The sequence below is a fragment of the Micromonospora sp. NPDC005707 genome (assembly GCF_040631005.1).
Lineage (GTDB): Bacteria > Actinomycetota > Actinomycetes > Mycobacteriales > Micromonosporaceae > Micromonospora.
The window spans coordinates 214,575-228,152 of record NZ_JBEXYR010000009.1 but is presented as its reverse complement, the minus strand read 5'-3'; the positions used below and the strand labels follow the sequence as shown (position 1 = coordinate 228,152).

At 75.6% G+C, this 13,578-nt stretch carries 14 protein-coding genes and 1 pseudogene; 4 read left to right on the top strand and 11 right to left on the bottom strand.

Annotated features, from left to right (window positions below; translation table 11 throughout):
- The first annotated feature begins 71 nt into the window (after positions 1-71).
- Both ABZ452_RS20555 and ABZ452_RS20550 read left to right on the top strand, forming a co-directional pair.
- Complete coding sequence (locus tag ABZ452_RS20555) at positions 72-845, top strand: HAD-IA family hydrolase (RefSeq protein WP_357945097.1); 774 nt, start codon at positions 72-74, stop codon at positions 843-845.
- 238 nt (positions 846-1,083) lie between these two features.
- Positions 1,084-1,881, top strand: a pseudogene (locus ABZ452_RS20550) (EamA family transporter); the annotation flags it as partial.
- Positions 1,882-2,012: 131 nt separating this feature from the next.
- Here ABZ452_RS20550 and ABZ452_RS20545 read toward each other — a convergent pair.
- The 5 genes from ABZ452_RS20545 to ABZ452_RS20525 all read right to left on the bottom strand — a co-directional run bounded on the left by ABZ452_RS20545 (position 2,013) and on the right by ABZ452_RS20525 (position 7,471).
- Entirely contained in the window at positions 2,013-2,939 is a 927-nt protein-coding gene (locus ABZ452_RS20545; protein WP_357945095.1) for a diacylglycerol kinase family protein, read from the bottom strand.
- 59 nt (positions 2,940-2,998) lie between these two features.
- On the bottom strand, positions 2,999-4,042 hold the full coding sequence (locus tag ABZ452_RS20540; protein ID WP_357945092.1) for a zinc-dependent alcohol dehydrogenase family protein: 1,044 nt from the start codon (positions 4,040-4,042) through the stop codon (positions 2,999-3,001).
- Between the two features lie 141 nt (positions 4,043-4,183).
- Positions 4,184-4,882, bottom strand: a complete 699-nt coding sequence (locus tag ABZ452_RS20535; RefSeq protein ID WP_357945089.1) for a hypothetical protein — start codon at positions 4,880-4,882, stop codon at positions 4,184-4,186.
- 163 nt (positions 4,883-5,045) lie between these two features.
- A complete protein-coding gene (locus tag ABZ452_RS20530) occupies positions 5,046-7,097 on the bottom strand; it encodes a glycogen debranching N-terminal domain-containing protein (RefSeq protein WP_357945086.1) in 2,052 nt (683 codons plus the stop codon).
- Positions 7,094-7,471, bottom strand: coding sequence for an SCP2 sterol-binding domain-containing protein (locus tag ABZ452_RS20525; RefSeq protein ID WP_357945084.1), 378 nt, complete (start codon positions 7,469-7,471; stop codon positions 7,094-7,096). Before ABZ452_RS20525 ends, ABZ452_RS20530 begins: the two co-directional genes overlap by 4 nt.
- Before the next feature lie 165 nt (positions 7,472-7,636).
- Between ABZ452_RS20525 and ABZ452_RS20520 the strand changes: the two genes are divergently transcribed.
- Positions 7,637-8,521 carry an ABC transporter substrate-binding protein gene (locus tag ABZ452_RS20520; protein WP_357945081.1) on the top strand — a complete coding sequence of 295 codons (885 nt, stop codon included), beginning with the start codon at positions 7,637-7,639 and terminating at the stop codon, positions 8,519-8,521.
- Positions 8,522-8,602: 81 nt separating this feature from the next.
- Here the strand turns inward: ABZ452_RS20520 and ABZ452_RS20515 are convergent, their stop codons facing one another.
- On the bottom strand, positions 8,603-8,992 hold the full coding sequence (locus ABZ452_RS20515; RefSeq protein ID WP_357945078.1) for a hypothetical protein: 390 nt from the start codon (positions 8,990-8,992) through the stop codon (positions 8,603-8,605).
- Between the two features lie 86 nt (positions 8,993-9,078).
- On the opposite strand from ABZ452_RS20515, the gene ABZ452_RS20510 reads away from it, so the two are divergent.
- Positions 9,079-9,648 carry a TOPRIM nucleotidyl transferase/hydrolase domain-containing protein gene (locus ABZ452_RS20510; RefSeq protein WP_357945075.1) on the top strand — a complete coding sequence of 190 codons (570 nt, stop codon included), beginning with the start codon at positions 9,079-9,081 and terminating at the stop codon, positions 9,646-9,648.
- A gap of 72 nt (positions 9,649-9,720) precedes the next feature.
- Here ABZ452_RS20510 and tatC read toward each other — a convergent pair whose 3' ends face one another.
- The 5 genes from tatC to ABZ452_RS20485 all read right to left on the bottom strand — a co-directional run bounded on the left by tatC (position 9,721) and on the right by ABZ452_RS20485 (position 13,457).
- Positions 9,721-10,674 (bottom strand): twin-arginine translocase subunit TatC, encoded by a 954-nt coding sequence (tatC, locus tag ABZ452_RS20505; protein WP_357945072.1) that lies wholly within the window; start codon positions 10,672-10,674, stop codon positions 9,721-9,723.
- Between the two features lie 20 nt (positions 10,675-10,694).
- Entirely contained in the window at positions 10,695-10,979 is a 285-nt protein-coding gene (gene tatA / locus ABZ452_RS20500; protein ID WP_357945069.1) for a Sec-independent protein translocase subunit TatA, read from the bottom strand.
- A 215-nt stretch (positions 10,980-11,194) separates the two neighbouring features.
- Positions 11,195-11,443 carry a hypothetical protein gene (locus ABZ452_RS20495; RefSeq protein ID WP_357945066.1) on the bottom strand — a complete coding sequence of 83 codons (249 nt, stop codon included), beginning with the start codon at positions 11,441-11,443 and terminating at the stop codon, positions 11,195-11,197.
- Positions 11,444-11,448: 5 nt separating this feature from the next.
- Positions 11,449-12,462 (bottom strand): WYL domain-containing protein, encoded by a 1,014-nt coding sequence (locus ABZ452_RS20490; protein WP_357945063.1) that lies wholly within the window; start codon positions 12,460-12,462, stop codon positions 11,449-11,451.
- Positions 12,459-13,457, bottom strand: coding sequence for a WYL domain-containing protein (locus ABZ452_RS20485; RefSeq protein ID WP_357945061.1), 999 nt, complete (start codon positions 13,455-13,457; stop codon positions 12,459-12,461). Before ABZ452_RS20485 ends, ABZ452_RS20490 begins: the two co-directional genes overlap by 4 nt.
- Positions 13,458-13,578: the final 121 nt, after the last annotated feature.

Sequence of the window (13,578 nt, the reverse complement as noted above, 5' to 3'; positions counted from 1 at the left end):
AAGATTAGTTGGTGCCGACGACGGCCACCGGCCAAGGCCGTCCGGCAGTGGGGTCGGAGCGGGTCGGTAGGGTGCACGACGTGCCGGATCATGCCGAACCGCCCCGAGTCTCGAGCGGCGCCGACGACGCCGTCCGCCCGAGCCCGTCCCGTCGCCCCGTGGCGGCGGTGCTCTTCGACTTCCACGGCACCCTCGCGCAGGTGGAGGAGCCCCGCGAGTGGGTGCTCGCCGCCGCCGCGGCCTGCGGGGTCGAGCTGGACCGGATGCGGGCCACCGCGCTGGCCGACCGGCTGCTCACCGCCGGCCGGGCGGGCGGGCCACTGCCGGCCCGGGTGCCGCCCCGGCTGGCCGAGCTGTGGGCCGACCGCGATCTCTACCCGCACGCCCACCGGGGCGCCTACACCGGGCTGGCCGAGACGGTCGACGCCGGCATCGACGGGTTCGCCGACGCGCTCTACGAGCGGCTGCTGGTGCCCGAGGGCTGGGTGCCGTACCCGGACACCGAGCCGGTGCTGGCCGCGCTCCGGGAGGCCGGCGTGAAGGTGGCGCTGGTCAGCAACATCGGCTTCGACCTCCGGCCGCTGTTCGCCGCCTGGAAGCTGGACGGGCTGGTCGACGCCTGGGCCCTGTCGTACGAGGTGGGGCGCTGCAAGCCGGACCCGGGGATCTTCCTGCGGGCCTGCGGGATGCTCGGCGTCGACCCGGAGCGCGCCCTCATGGTGGGCGACAGCCCGGCCGACGCGGGGGCCGTGGCGGCGGGCTGCGAGGTGCTGGTGCTGCCCGGCGCCGACCCGGGCCGGCCGAACGGGCTGGGCGCCGTGCTCGACCTCGCGCTCCGGCACTGACCGCGCGCCCGCCCGCACCGGATGCCGCACCCCGGCCGTCCGGCGGTTGCCCCACGCGCGGCGGCCGGCGGTTGCCCCACGTTCGGCGGGCGGCAGTTGCCGCACGATCGGCGGCCGGCGGTTGCCGCACGTTCGGCGGCCGGCAGATGCCGCACGCCGGGCGGGCGGCGGTTGCCGCACGTCGGACGGCCGGCGGCCCGGCGGCACCGGGGCTGGCCAGCGGCGCTAGCGTAACGGCATGACGCCCGACCGCTCCTTTCGTGCCCGGGTCCCCGGACGGCTGTCCAGCGGCCGGCCGGGCGCCGTCGGGCTGGTGCTCGGCGGGGCGCTGTCGGTGCAGTTCGGGTCGGCCGTGGCCACGCTGCTGTTCCCGCGTACCGGAGTGGCCGGGGCCGTCACCCTGCGGCTGACCATCGGCGCGCTGCTGATGCTGGCCGTGTGCCGGCCCAGCCTGCGCGGGCACGGCCGGGGCGGCTGGGCGGCCGTGATCGCCTTCGGGCTGGCCCTGGCCGGCATGAACTCGATCTTCTACCAGGCGATCGAGCGGATCCCGCTCGGGCCGGCCGTGACCCTGGAGGTGCTCGGCCCGCTGGCGCTGTCCGTGGTCACCGCCCGGCGGCTGGCCGCCTGGTGCTGGGCCGGGCTCGCGCTGGCCGGGGTGGCCCTGCTCGGGCAGGGCGGGTTCGACCGGCTGGACCCGGTCGGCGCCGCGCTGGCGCTGGTCGCGGGCGCGCTCTGGGCGGCGTACATCGTCTGCTCGGCCCGGGTCGGCGGACGGTTCCCCCGGGCCGACGGGCTGGCGCTGGCGCTCGCGGTGGCCGCGCTCGTGACCCTGCCCATCGGGCTGGTGGGGTCGGGCGGCCGGCTCTGGCACCCGGCGGTGCTCGGGCTCGGCATCGGGCTGGCCCTGCTCGCCTCGGTGCTCCCGTACACCCTGGAGCTGCTGGCGCTGCGGCGGCTGCCCACGGCGACGTTCGCCGTGCTGATGAGCCTCGGGCCGGCCATCGCCGCGCTCGCCGGGTGGCTGGTGCTCGGCCAGGCGCTGCGCCCCGTGGAGGTGCTCGCCATCGGCCTGGTGATCGCCGCGAGCATCGGCGCGGTACGCGCCGGCGCCCCGGCCGCCGCGCCACCGCCCGCCCGGGCGGGGCGCCGAGGGCGGCGCGCTGGTCAGCGCAGCAGCCGCAGCGCCGCCGGTGCGGCGCTGACCCGCACCGGCAGGTCGAACGCCCGCTCCCCGTCGACGTACGTGGTGATGCCCTCGGCGTCCAACTCCACCGTCCGGGCCCGGTAGCTGCGGACCAGCGGGTGCGTGACGTGGGTGCCCTGGTAGATCCGGGGCTTGACCCGCATGAGGGTGCGCCGGTCGAAGCGACCACCGACCACCACGTCCAGCAGGCCGTCGTGCGGGTCGGCGTCGGGGCAGATCCGCATGCCGCCGCCGTAGCTGGCCGCGTTGCCGACCGCCACCAGCACCGCGTCCATCTCGTGCTCCACGCCGTCGAGGCGCAGCCGGTAACGGCGCGGCCGCAGCCGGGCCAGCTCGACCAGGATGGCCAGGTCGTAGCGGCGCGGGCCGCGCGGCCAGCGCATCCGGTTGGCCCGCTCGTTGACGATCGCGTCGAAGCCGGCGGCCAGCACGGCGCCGTACCAGCGGTCGCCGCCGCCGGGAGTGGTCAGCCGGGCCAGGTCCACCGGGCGGGTGCGGCCGGCGCGCAGCGCGTCGGCGATCACCCCGACGGCGGCGAGGGGGTCCGCCGGGAAGCCGGTGTCCACGGCGAAGTCGTTGCCGGTGCCGGCGGGCACCGGTCCGAACGGGACCGCCGTGCCGGCGACCGCCTGCAACGCCCGGTGCACCGTGCCGTCCCCGCCGACGGCGACCAGCGCCCCGGCGCCGGCCGCGACCGCCGCGTGGCACGCCGCCTCCGCCTCCTCCGGGGTACCCGCCCGCAGCAGCTCGACCGGCCGGCCGGCGCCGCCCAGCCGCTCCAGCACCTGGGGCAGCAGGCCACGGTGCCGTCCCCGGCCGGCGGTCGGGTTGGCGAGCACGGCCACCGGGCCGGGCGGGACAAGATCGTGCGCGGTCACGGCGAGCACCGTACGGCACGAACCACGCCGCTCACCAGGGGCGACACCCCTACCGCGGCCGCCGCGCCTCAGAAGGTGATGCACACCTTCAGTGCGGTCCGCTCGTCCATGGCCCGGTAGCCGTCCGGCACCCCGTCGAGGGTCACCGACCGGTCGAAGACCGGGGACGGGTCGATGGTGCCGTCCAGCACGTCGGCCAGCAGCTCCGGGATGTAGGCGCGGGCCGGCGCGACCCCACCGGCGAGGGTCACGTTGCGGTCGAACATCTGCTGGATGTCCACCCCGGCGCTGCCGCCGTGCGGGACACCGACGTAGCCCACGGCGCCGCCGTCCCGGGCGATCGAGATAGCGGTCCGCATCGACTCCTCGGTGCCGACCGCCTCCAGCACGGCGTGCGCGCCCTGCCCCTTGGTCAGCTCCCGGACCGCGGCGATCGCCGCCTCGCCCCGCTCGGCCACCACGTCGGTGGCCCCGAAGGAGCGGGCGATGTCGGTGCGCGCCGTGTGCCGGCCCAGCGCGATGATCTGCTCGGCGCCGAGCCGCTTCGCGGCGAGCACCCCGCAGAGCCCGACCGCGCCGTCACCGACCACGGCGACGGTGGCCCCGGGGCGGACCCGGGCGGCGCGCGCCGCGTGGTGCCCGGTGGCCAGCACGTCGGAGAGCGCCAGCAGCGCGGTGAGCAGCCGCTGGTCGCCGGCCGCCTCGGCGGGCAGCTTCACGAGGGTGCCGTCGGCGTGCGGCACCCGCACGGCCTCGCCCTGGCCGCCGTCGGAGCCGACAGAACCCCAGAAGCCGCCGTGCGGGCAGGAGGTGTGCAGGCCCTCGCGGCAGAAGTCGCAGGTGCCGTCGGACCAGACGAACGGCGCCACCACCAGGTCGCCGACCCGCACCGAGCCGACGTCGGCGCCGACGGCCTCGACCACGCCGAGGAACTCGTGCCCGATGCGCTGCCCCGGCTGCCGCTGGGCCACCCCCCGGTACGCCCACAGGTCACTGCCGCAGATGCAGGCCAGCACGGTGCGGACGACGGCGTCGGTGGGGGTGCGGACGGCGGCGTCCGGCACCTCCTCGACCCGGATGTCGTTCGGGCCGTGGATCACGGTGGCGCGCATGGGCGGGGTCCTCCCAGATGGGCGGGGCGGGCGCCGGGCCGGTGGTGCGGCCGGCGGCGGGGCGGCGGCCCCGGGCGAACCCTAGACCGCCCGGGACGCGCCCCGAACCCGTTCCACCGGCCGCGTGGCGGGGCTCACCGGTCAGCGCACCACGAGCCGCCTGCTGACCGGGGCGGCGCCGTCGCCCTTGACCTTCAGCGTCCAGTTGCCGGCGCCGCCGAGGGTCACGATTGCCTCCGCCGTGCCGTTCGGTTCCGCCTTGACCCGGGCGGCCCGCTTGCCATCCGGGCCGAGCACGTCCAGCGTCCGGGCGGCGGTGGTCTTGTTGGTCACCCGGAACTGGATCTTCTCGCCGGGCTCGGCGATCAGCCCCTCCGCGCCGGTGATCCCGGCCGCCGTCAGCTCGACGGCGACCGCCCGGTCGTACGCCGTCTCGGCCGCGGCGCTGGCCACGGCGCCGTCGTCGGAGACGGTGATCCGGGTCCGCACACCGTCGCCCTGCCGGCCGGGCTTGCAGGCGACCTCGTACAGGCCGGTGGCGAGGGTGGCGGGCAGGTCCCCGGTCTTCCCCGGCGCGACCTCCCCGGCCTCGGCGACCACCTTGGTGAATCCGTCCCCCTCACGGCCGTACAGGTAGACGCCGGTGGCCTGCTGCCCCCGGTTGGTCACCGTGAAGGTGACCGCGCCCGGGTTGAAGAGCGTGGTGGCGACCTCGCAACTGGTGTCGGTGGCGGTCACCGGGACCTCGACACCCTTGGGGGCGGGGTCGTCGTCACCGCAGGCGGTGAGGGCGGCGGTGGCGCAGATCGCGGCCACGACGGCGGCGGTACGGCTCTTCATCGGCTCTCCGGGGCGGAGGTCAGCGCGCTGACCAGGACGGACGCCGACAACCACCCCCGGAACACCGCCCGGGGGGACTTCGGCGGAGTCAGGAGAGTCTAAGCGGGCTGGCCGTCCTGGCAAGGGGACAGGTTGGCGCGACCTCCGGACCCGCCGAGGCGGGTCAGTGGCCGACGTGGGCCAGCCCGCTGGCGATCACGTCCCGCCGCCCCCACCGGCCCGGCACGTCGAGCAGTTCCACCCGGCCGAACCGGGCCGGCACCCGCGGCGCCATGAGCAGGTGCTCGCCGGCCGCCTCCAACCCGAGCAGGGCGCGCAGCAGCAGGAACGGGCTCGCCGTCGCCATCGCCTGAGGGTTGTTCGCGGTCGGGTAGCGCACCGGATACTCGGTCAGCTCGCGCGGATAGCCGGCGAATGCCTCGGGCAGCCGGCCCTGGAAGTACCGGGACACGTCCACCATGGCCTCGGCGATCCGCCCCGCCTCCTCGGCGAAGCCGTACCGGCGCAGACCCCAGGTGACCAGCGCGTTGTCGAACGGCCACACCGCACCGACGTGGAAGCCGAGCGGGTTGTAGCGTTCCTGCCCGGTGGCCAGGCTGCGGATGCCCCAGCCGGAGAAGAGCCGGGGCCCGACCAGGTGGGCGGCCACCTGTGCGGCCCGCTCCGGCGGGATGATCCCGCTCCACAGCAGATGCCCCATGTTGGACGCGAGCGCGTCGACCTGCCCGCCGTCACCGTCCAGGGCCAGCGCGTAGTAGCCCCGGTCGGCGATCCAGAAGTCCCGGTCGAAGCGTTCCCGCAGCGCCGCGGCCTCCCGCTCCAACCGGTCGGCGTACGCCGGGTCGCCCCAGAACTCCCGGGCCATCCGCGCGCCCCGCAGCTTCGCGTCGTACGCGTACCCCTGGAGTTCGCAGGTGGCCAGCGGCGGGCCGGGCAGCCGTCCGTCGGCGTAGCAGATCGCCTCCGGCGAGTCCTTCCAGCCCTGGTTCGCCACCCCCGAGCGCTCGTTGCGCCGCAGGTACCGGACGTAGCCGTCGCCCAGCAGGTCGCCGTACTCGTCGATCCAGCGCAGGGCCGCCCGGGCCTCGTCCTCGAACTCCCGCACCAGGTCGACGTCGCCGCTCCACCGCTCGTACTCGTCGAGCAGGATCACGTAGAGCGGGGTGGCGTCGGCGCTGCCGTAGTACGGGGACTCCGGGCGCTCCTCGAAGGCCACCATCTCCCCGTAGCGGAACTCGCGCAGGATCTTGCCGGGCTCCTCGTCGCGGAAGTCGTCGAGCACCGCGCCCTGGTCGATGCCGAGCATCCGCACCGTCGCCGACGCCAGCTCGGGCGCGACCGGCAGCGCCATGAAGCTCGTCAGGATGCTGTCCCGGCCGGTGATGGTGGCCGCCCACGGCAGGCCCGCGGCGGGCATCACCTGGTTGGGCAGCGTCAGCGGCGAGTAGCGCAGCGCCGCCAGGTCCACGAGGCTGCGCTGGTAGGCCTCGGTCAGCGCCTCCCAGTCGCAGCTGAGCTGCGGCGTCCGGGACAGCCACCCGGTCAGGTCGTGCTGCCGTTCCTCGGCGCCGGCCCGGGGCCGCCGCTCCAACCGGTCCCGAACGTCCACCCCATCCGGACGCAGCACCACCCCCCGCACCCGCAGGGTCGTCGTCCAGGCCTGCTTGGGCGCCAGCCGCACGGCCCAGGTGAAACCCCGCTCGTCCACCCGCACCGGTTCGCTGCTGGTCACCACCGTCTCCCGCTGGAACCTCTCCCGCTGGTAGCCGAGGCACAGTCCGCGCTCCTCGATCCGCTGGTAGAGCCGCCCCGGCGCCGTCCGCTCGGCGGCGACGCCCAGGATCGGCGCGAAGTCGCTGCCCACGTCGAGCCGGACGGTGAACTCCTCCGGCTCGTGGTGGTGGTTGAACACCGTCAGCCGCTCCTCGAAGGCGCCGCCGGTGATCGCGCGCTCCCGGATGAGCGACGACTTGGCGTCCACGTAGTGCGTCGGGGCTCCCGGGACCAGGAAGAACCGCAGCTGGAGATGGTCCCGCTCGGCCACCGACAGCGCATTCAACCGCTCCCCGTTCAACGTGAGGCGCCAGACCGACAGGAACCTGGTGTCGAAGTCGAAGAAGCCCACCGGGTTGGCCACGGTCGCCTCGATGTCGCCGTTGTCCTCGCTGAGCACGAAGACGTTGCCGTCCAGCACGCGGACCAGGTTCGGGTTCATCCGGGCTCCCCACGCCCGCCGGCGCGGACCCGAGGATGCCGCGCCCCGACCGGCGCCGGGAAGAGCCGCTCCAGCAGCACCACGAACCGGAAGCGCCCCTCGGCGGTGATGTCGTTGCGCAGCCAGGCGGTGAGCGGCTTCGCCTCCCCCCGACACATCCGGAGGAAGAAGTCCCGGCGGGTCCTGATCACCGTGTCGGCGTGCCCCGCCCGGCGGTCCACCGCGATCCGGCCGTGGTTGATGGTCAGGTGCCAGACGTCGAGCCCGTCGGCCCCCTCCAGCTCGAACCGGATCGTGCCCGCGGTGCGGCGCAGCAGCCGTTCGGGTGCCTGCCGGGCGAGCTGCGCGAAGAACTCCTCGATCGGATCGGACACCGCACCGCCTCCCGGGAGAGGACCGTCGCGCCGCCGCCACCGATGCTCCGGCCGGCCGCGACGACGGACGCGTCCGCACCGCCTCGGGCGCCGCCCCAGACTATCGCCGGGCACCGGCACGGACCCGGGGATCGGGGGAACTGCGGCGGCCGGCAGGATGGCGGGATGCGCCTGGTCTCCCTGCTCCCCTCGGCCACCGAGATCGTCTACGCGCTCGGGCTCGGCGACGACCTGACCGGGGTCACCTTCGAGTGCGAGGTGCCGGCCGCGTACCGGGCCGGCACCACGGTCGTGGTGGGCGGCCGGGACACCCGGGGCATGAGCCCCGGCGAGATCGACGCCTACGTCAAGGGCCAGCTCGCCGCCGGCGCGGACCTCTACACCCTGCACGCCGGCGCGCTGGCCGGGCTGGACCCGGACCTGATCCTCACCCAGGATCTGTGCCGGGTCTGCGCGATACCCTCGGGCCGGGTGGCGGACGCCGTCGCGCACCTCGGCTGCCGGGCGGAGGTGCTGTCGCTCGACCCGTACACCCTGGGGGACGTGCTGGGCACGATCCTGGCCGTGGGCGCGGCGGCCCGGGTGCCCGACCGCGCGGAGGCCCTGGTGGACGCGCTGCGGGCGCGGCTCGCGGCGGTCCGCACGGCGGTCGCCGGCCGGCCCCGGCGGCGGGTCGCCGTGGTGGAGTGGGTGGACCCGCCGTTCGGCGCCGGGCACTGGATCCCCGACCTGGTCGAGGCCGCCGGTGGCGAGCCGGTGGCCACCCACCCCGGAGCCCGGTCCACGCCGACCACCTGGGCCGCGCTGCGGGCCGCCCGGCCCGAGGTGGTGCTGGTCGCGCCGTGCGGCTTCCACCTGGACGGTGCCGCCGCGCAGGCCACCGAGGTGGCCCCGCACTTCCCCGGCGCGGAGGTCTGGGCGCTGGACGCGGACGGGCTGATCGTGCGGGCCGGCCCGCGCCTGGTCGACGGCGCCGAGGCGATCGCCGCGATCCTGCACCCCGGCGCCGTCCCCGCCCCGCCGGAGGGCGCGGCCCGCCGGGTCGCCTGACCGGGACGGCTGCGCCTCCCCACTCACCGCGCTGGCGGCGTTCCCCGGCCCCGGCCACCACCCTCGATGCGGTGGTGTCGATCAGGCGCCGGCCGGTTGGCCGTCGCGGCCGAGCGGGGCGAGCCGGCGCCAGCGGGGCAGCTCGGTCACCACCGTGGCCGCCACCAGCAGGGTCACCGCGACCGCGACCGGCCGCGGCCAGGCCGCCCAGGCCCCGAGCGCCGCGGCGACCAGCTGCAGCAGCACCAGCGCGACGGTGACCAGCCCGGGCACCGGCACGATCGCGTGCCGCTTGTCGCCGGGGGTGGCGAACACGGTGGGCAGGCCGATCAGCAGCACCACCGAGGCGACCGCCAGCACCACGGAATGCCGGGCGAGTGCCCACGGGGTGGCGACCCAGGCGACCAGTTCGGTCAGGAAGCGCAACGCGGACGGCAGGTCGGCACGCCCGGGCCGGTCGTTGTCGGTCACGGCGCCAGTATGCCGAGCCACCGAGCCGGACAGTGCTCCAGGGAAACCCTCTTGCCGCCCTCCGCCCGGCCCGGCAGGGTGGCGACGTGGACCTGCACACCGCCCTGGCCGACGCGGCGGGCCTGGCCGCCGGCACGGTGGTGCTGGTCGAGGGCGACAGTGACCGCCGCGCCATCGAGGCGGTGGCCCGCCGGCAGGGCCACACCCTGGCCGGGGTGGCCGTGGTCCCGATGGGCGGCGTCACCAACCTCCGGCACTTCCTCGACCTGTTCGCCGGCCGCCGGATCACCGGCCTCTACGACGCCGGCGAAGAGGAATACGTCCGGCGCGTCCTGTCGGCCCCCGGCGCCGACCTGTCCCCCGCCGGCATCGCCCGGCTCGGCTTCCACGCCTGCCGCGCCGACCTGGAGGACGAACTGATCCGGGCGCTCGGGACGGCCCGGGTCGAGCAGCTCGTCGAGGCCGCCGGGGACCTGCGGTCACTGCGGCGCTTCCAGCAGCAGCCCGCCCAGCAGGGGCGGCCGCTGGCCGGCCAGCTCCACCGGTTCATCGGCACCCGGTCCGGCCGCAAGAGCCAGTACGCGACGCTGCTCGCCGACGCCCTCGACCCGGCCCGCACGCCCGCGCCGCTGGACCGGCTGCTGACCCTGCTCTGACCGCCGTACGTGCGCGAACGCCGCCCCCAAGCTGCGGGGACGGCGTTCACGTCGGTGCTCGGGCGGAACCGGTCAGGTCATGTCGTCGTAGCGGCGCTCGATCGGCGCCGGGGCGGCGATCGGCTCGGGCGCCCCGACCGGGGCGGTCGCCTCCACCCCGCCGGCGGCCCCGACCGGCTCGACGGACAGGTCCAGCGGCGACACCTCGTCGTCGGCGACGCCCGAGTAGAGGTCCCGGCCGCGCCCCCGCCGCCGGTCGTTGATGAAGGCCACGCCGACCGCGCCGAAGTAGAGCGCGGCGAGGCAGATGGCCAGCGCCGTCATGCCGAACGGGTCAGGCGTCGGCGTGACCACCGCGGAGAACGCGAAGAACACGAAGATCGCCACCCGCCACCAGCCCAGCAGCCGCTTGGCGCTGGCCAGCCCGACGAAGTTGAGCATCAGCACGATCAGCGGGAACTCGAACGCCACCCCGAACAGCAGGATCAAGTTCGTGACGAACCCGATGTAGCGGGTGATGTCCAGCGTCGTGGTGACGTCGCCGCCGCCGGAGACGTTGAGCAGGAACTCCAGGCCCTTGGACGTGACGAAGAACGCCAGCACCGCGCCGGCCGCGAACAGCGGCGCGGCCAGGGCGGTGAAGAAGTAGGCGTACCGCCGCTCGTGCCTGTGCAGCCCGGGCGCGATGAACGCCCAGAGCTGGTAGAGCCAGATCGGCGCCGCGATGATCAGGCCGACCCAGAGCGCGACCTTCATCTGCAACAGGAACAGGTCGGCCGGGCCGAGCTGGACGAAGTTGCAGTCGCCGTTGGCGAGTCGCGCCTTCGGCAGGTTGCAGTAGGGCATCTGCAGCACGTGCAGGACCCGGCCGGAGAGCCAGACGCCGAACCCGAAGCCGACCAGGATCGCCAGGGACGCGCGGAACAGTCTGGTGCGGAGCTCACGGAAGTGCTCGATGAGCGTCATCGAGCCGTCGGCGGCCCGCTCGAACGTGCTCGGGCCGCGCTTCTTCAACCCGAAGGCCACGGTGGTGGGGCCCTCTCGGATCAGTTCTCGCGGACGCGCTGCACCGGGTCGACCGGCGGGGCGACCGGCTGCTGCTGCGGCTGCGCGAACTGCTGCTGCTGCGGCGGGAGCGGCTGGTAGCCGGTCTGCGCGTCGGCCTTCTCGGCCAGGTCACGGTCGTCGTCGTGCAGGCTCTTGGTCTCGGCCTTGATGATCCGCAGCGAACGGCCCAGCGAACGGGCCGCGTCGGGGAGCCGCTTCGCGCCGAAGAGCAGGATCAGCACGACCACGAGTACGGCGATGTGCCACGGCTTGAGGGCACCCATGGGAAGCTCCAGTCGCTCTGTGTCGGTGAGGGTGGTCGGAGCCCATCGTACGTGCGTCGAAGGCGGTTGCCACCCTGCCGGGCCCCCGGTTGCGGGCTCGGTCGGTGAAGTCTCGGACAACCCGGAGTGTCCCGTCAACCACCCACGGGGGCGCAATCGTGCGCGGATCCGGCCGCGAACGCGCAGCTATCGAACAGCGGACCGACCGGCGTCGATCACTTCCCGCGCCTGGCCTTGATCAACATCGAGTGCTCCTGCGCGACGCCCACCCGCTCCTGGAGGGATTCGGCCCGCGCCTGGAGTTCCTCGGCGGCGGAGCGCAGCGACTCCGCCTCGGCCTGGCGCCGCTGCAGGGCCAGCGCCGTACGGCGCAGCCGGGGCAGGCGCGCCAGCACCGGCCGGACCGCGAGGGCCAGCACGATCAGCGCGAACAGCACGACCCCGAGCACGATCCACGTCACCACGGCGGTCAGCTTACGCCGGAGGCGCCGGCCACCGCCGGGTCGGCGCGGTCGACCGGGGTGGCGTACGCGTCGAGCGCGGCGGCCGCCTGGGCCCGCACCTGCTCGGCCAGCTCGGTCGGCGCGACCACCGTCACGTCGGACCCGAGCCCGAGCACGAACCGGCGGGCCCAGCCCAGGTCGGTGACCCGCAGCGACACCAGCCACTGCTCGCCGTCGGCCTCGACCCGCTCGCACGGGTAGTACTCGGTGATCCACCGCTCGCCCCGGCCGACGCGCAGGGTGATCAGCGGCAGGTCCGGCGAGGGGCGGAACACCCCGTCGCTGAGGTCGTGCGGGCGGGCCTGCGGCGGGACCACCGCCTGCTCGGCCAGCTCGCTGACCGCGTCGATCCGGTCGGCGCGGAACAGCCGGACCGCCTCCGCCCGGCGGCACCACGCCTCGACGTAGGCCCGGCCGCCGACCATCAGCATCCGCAGCGGGTCGATGGTGCGCTCGGTGGTCTCGTCCCGGGCGGCGGTGTAGTAGGTGATCCGCAGCGCCCGGCCGCGCTCGACGGCGGCGCGCAGCTCGCGGACCCGGGCCGTGTCGCCGGGCAGCCGCACCTCGACCGGCGCGCCGGCCAGGTCACCGGCCGCGCTCTCGATCTTGGCGAGGGCCCGCTCGACCGCCTCCCGGTTGGCGACCCCCGGCGTCTCGGCGAGCATCCGCAGGGCCACCACCAGGGCCAGGGCCTCGTCCGGGGTGAGCCGCAGCGGGCGGTCGATGCCGGCGTCGTAGGTGATGGTCACGCGGTCGCCGTCGAACGCCATGTCGATCAGGTCACCGGGGCCGTAACCGGGCAGCCCGCACACCCAGAGCAGCTCCAGGTCCTCGCGGAGCTGCTTCTCGGTCACCCCGAGGTCGTGCGCCGCCTCGGCGATCTCGATGCCGGGGCGGGCCAGCAGGTAGGGCACCAGGTTGAGCAGCCGGGCCAACCGGTCCGCCGAGGTGCGGCCGCCGCGGGCCGCCGGGCGGGTCACCGGGCACCCCCGGTCACGGCCAGGTCCTCGTGTCGGGTCGCGATCTCCTTCAGCCGCTGGATGACCGCCTCGCGGACCTCCGGCGGCTCCAGCACCCGCACGTCCGGGCCGTAGCCGACGATCTGGCCGGCCAGGAAGTCGGCGTCGGCGTAGGGCAGGACGAGGCGGTCGCCCTCCGGCCCGGCGTGGGTCTCCACCGCCCAGCGGCGCAGCCCCGCCGCGCGGCCCGCGGCGACCAGCACCGTGGCCCGGCCGGGGCGCTCCACCGGCCCGGACCAGCGGGCCACGTGGCTGATCAGGTCCACCCCAACGGGCGGCTCGTAGGCCGCGGGCTGCCCGGTCACCCGGACCGTGCCCACCACCCGCGAGAGCCGGAAGCAGCGCGTCGCCGCCCGGTCCAGGTCGTGGCCGACCACGTACCAGCGGCCGCGCCAGCAGACCACGCCCCACGGCTGGACCCGGCGGCGGGTCGGTGCGTCCCGGTCGGGCACCCGGTAGTCGAAGTTGACCTCGCGCCGGTCACGGGCGGCGGCGGTCAGCGGGGCGAACGCCGGGTCGACCGTGACCATCGGCTCCAGGCCCAGCGTGGCCTGCGGGTCCACGTCGATGCCGGCGGCACGCAGCTTCGCCAGCCCGGACGAGGCGGCGGCCGCCAGGCCGGCGTGCTGCCACAGCCGGGCCGCGATGCCCACCGCGGCGGCCTCGTCCGGTTCGAGGGGGATGTCCGGCAGGGCGTATTCGCGGGGCGCGATCCGGTAGCCCGGCTCGGCGTCGAAGACGCTGGCCGTGCCGGTCTCCAGCGGCACCCCGAGTTCCCGCAACTCGGCCTTGTCCCGCTCGAACTTGCGCTGGAACGCCTCGTGGTCCTTGGCGTCGTCCGGATCGTGCTCGTAGCCGGGCACGGTCGCGGCGATCTGCGCGGCGGTCAGGAACCGTCGCGTGGACAGCAGGCAGATCACCAGGTTGACCAGGCGTTCGGTACGGGTCCGCGACACGTGGGAAACGCTAGCAGCCCGCACGTCCGCAGCGCGCACCCGCGCGGGCGCGGCGCGCGGGAGTCCGGCCGCGGAGGCGATCCGCACCACACCGGCCGGGCCCGCGCCGCTCGCCGGGCGG

What these genes read in the sequence shown, in the direction of transcription:
- ABZ452_RS20540 (WP_357945092.1), bottom strand. Translation starts at nt 4,042, where the DNA reads ATGCGCGCCACCGTGATCCACGGCCCGAACGACATCCGGGTCGAGGAG.
- ABZ452_RS20535 (WP_357945089.1), bottom strand. Translation starts at nt 4,882, where the DNA reads ATGAAGAGCCGTACCGCCGCCGTCGTGGCCGCGATCTGCGCCACCGCC.
- ABZ452_RS20530 (WP_357945086.1), bottom strand. Translation starts at nt 7,097, where the DNA reads ATGAACCCGAACCTGGTCCGCGTGCTGGACGGCAACGTCTTCGTGCTC.
- ABZ452_RS20520 (WP_357945081.1), top strand. Translation starts at nt 7,637, where the DNA reads ATGCGCCTGGTCTCCCTGCTCCCCTCGGCCACCGAGATCGTCTACGCG.
- tatA (WP_357945069.1), bottom strand. Translation starts at nt 10,979, where the DNA reads ATGGGTGCCCTCAAGCCGTGGCACATCGCCGTACTCGTGGTCGTGCTG.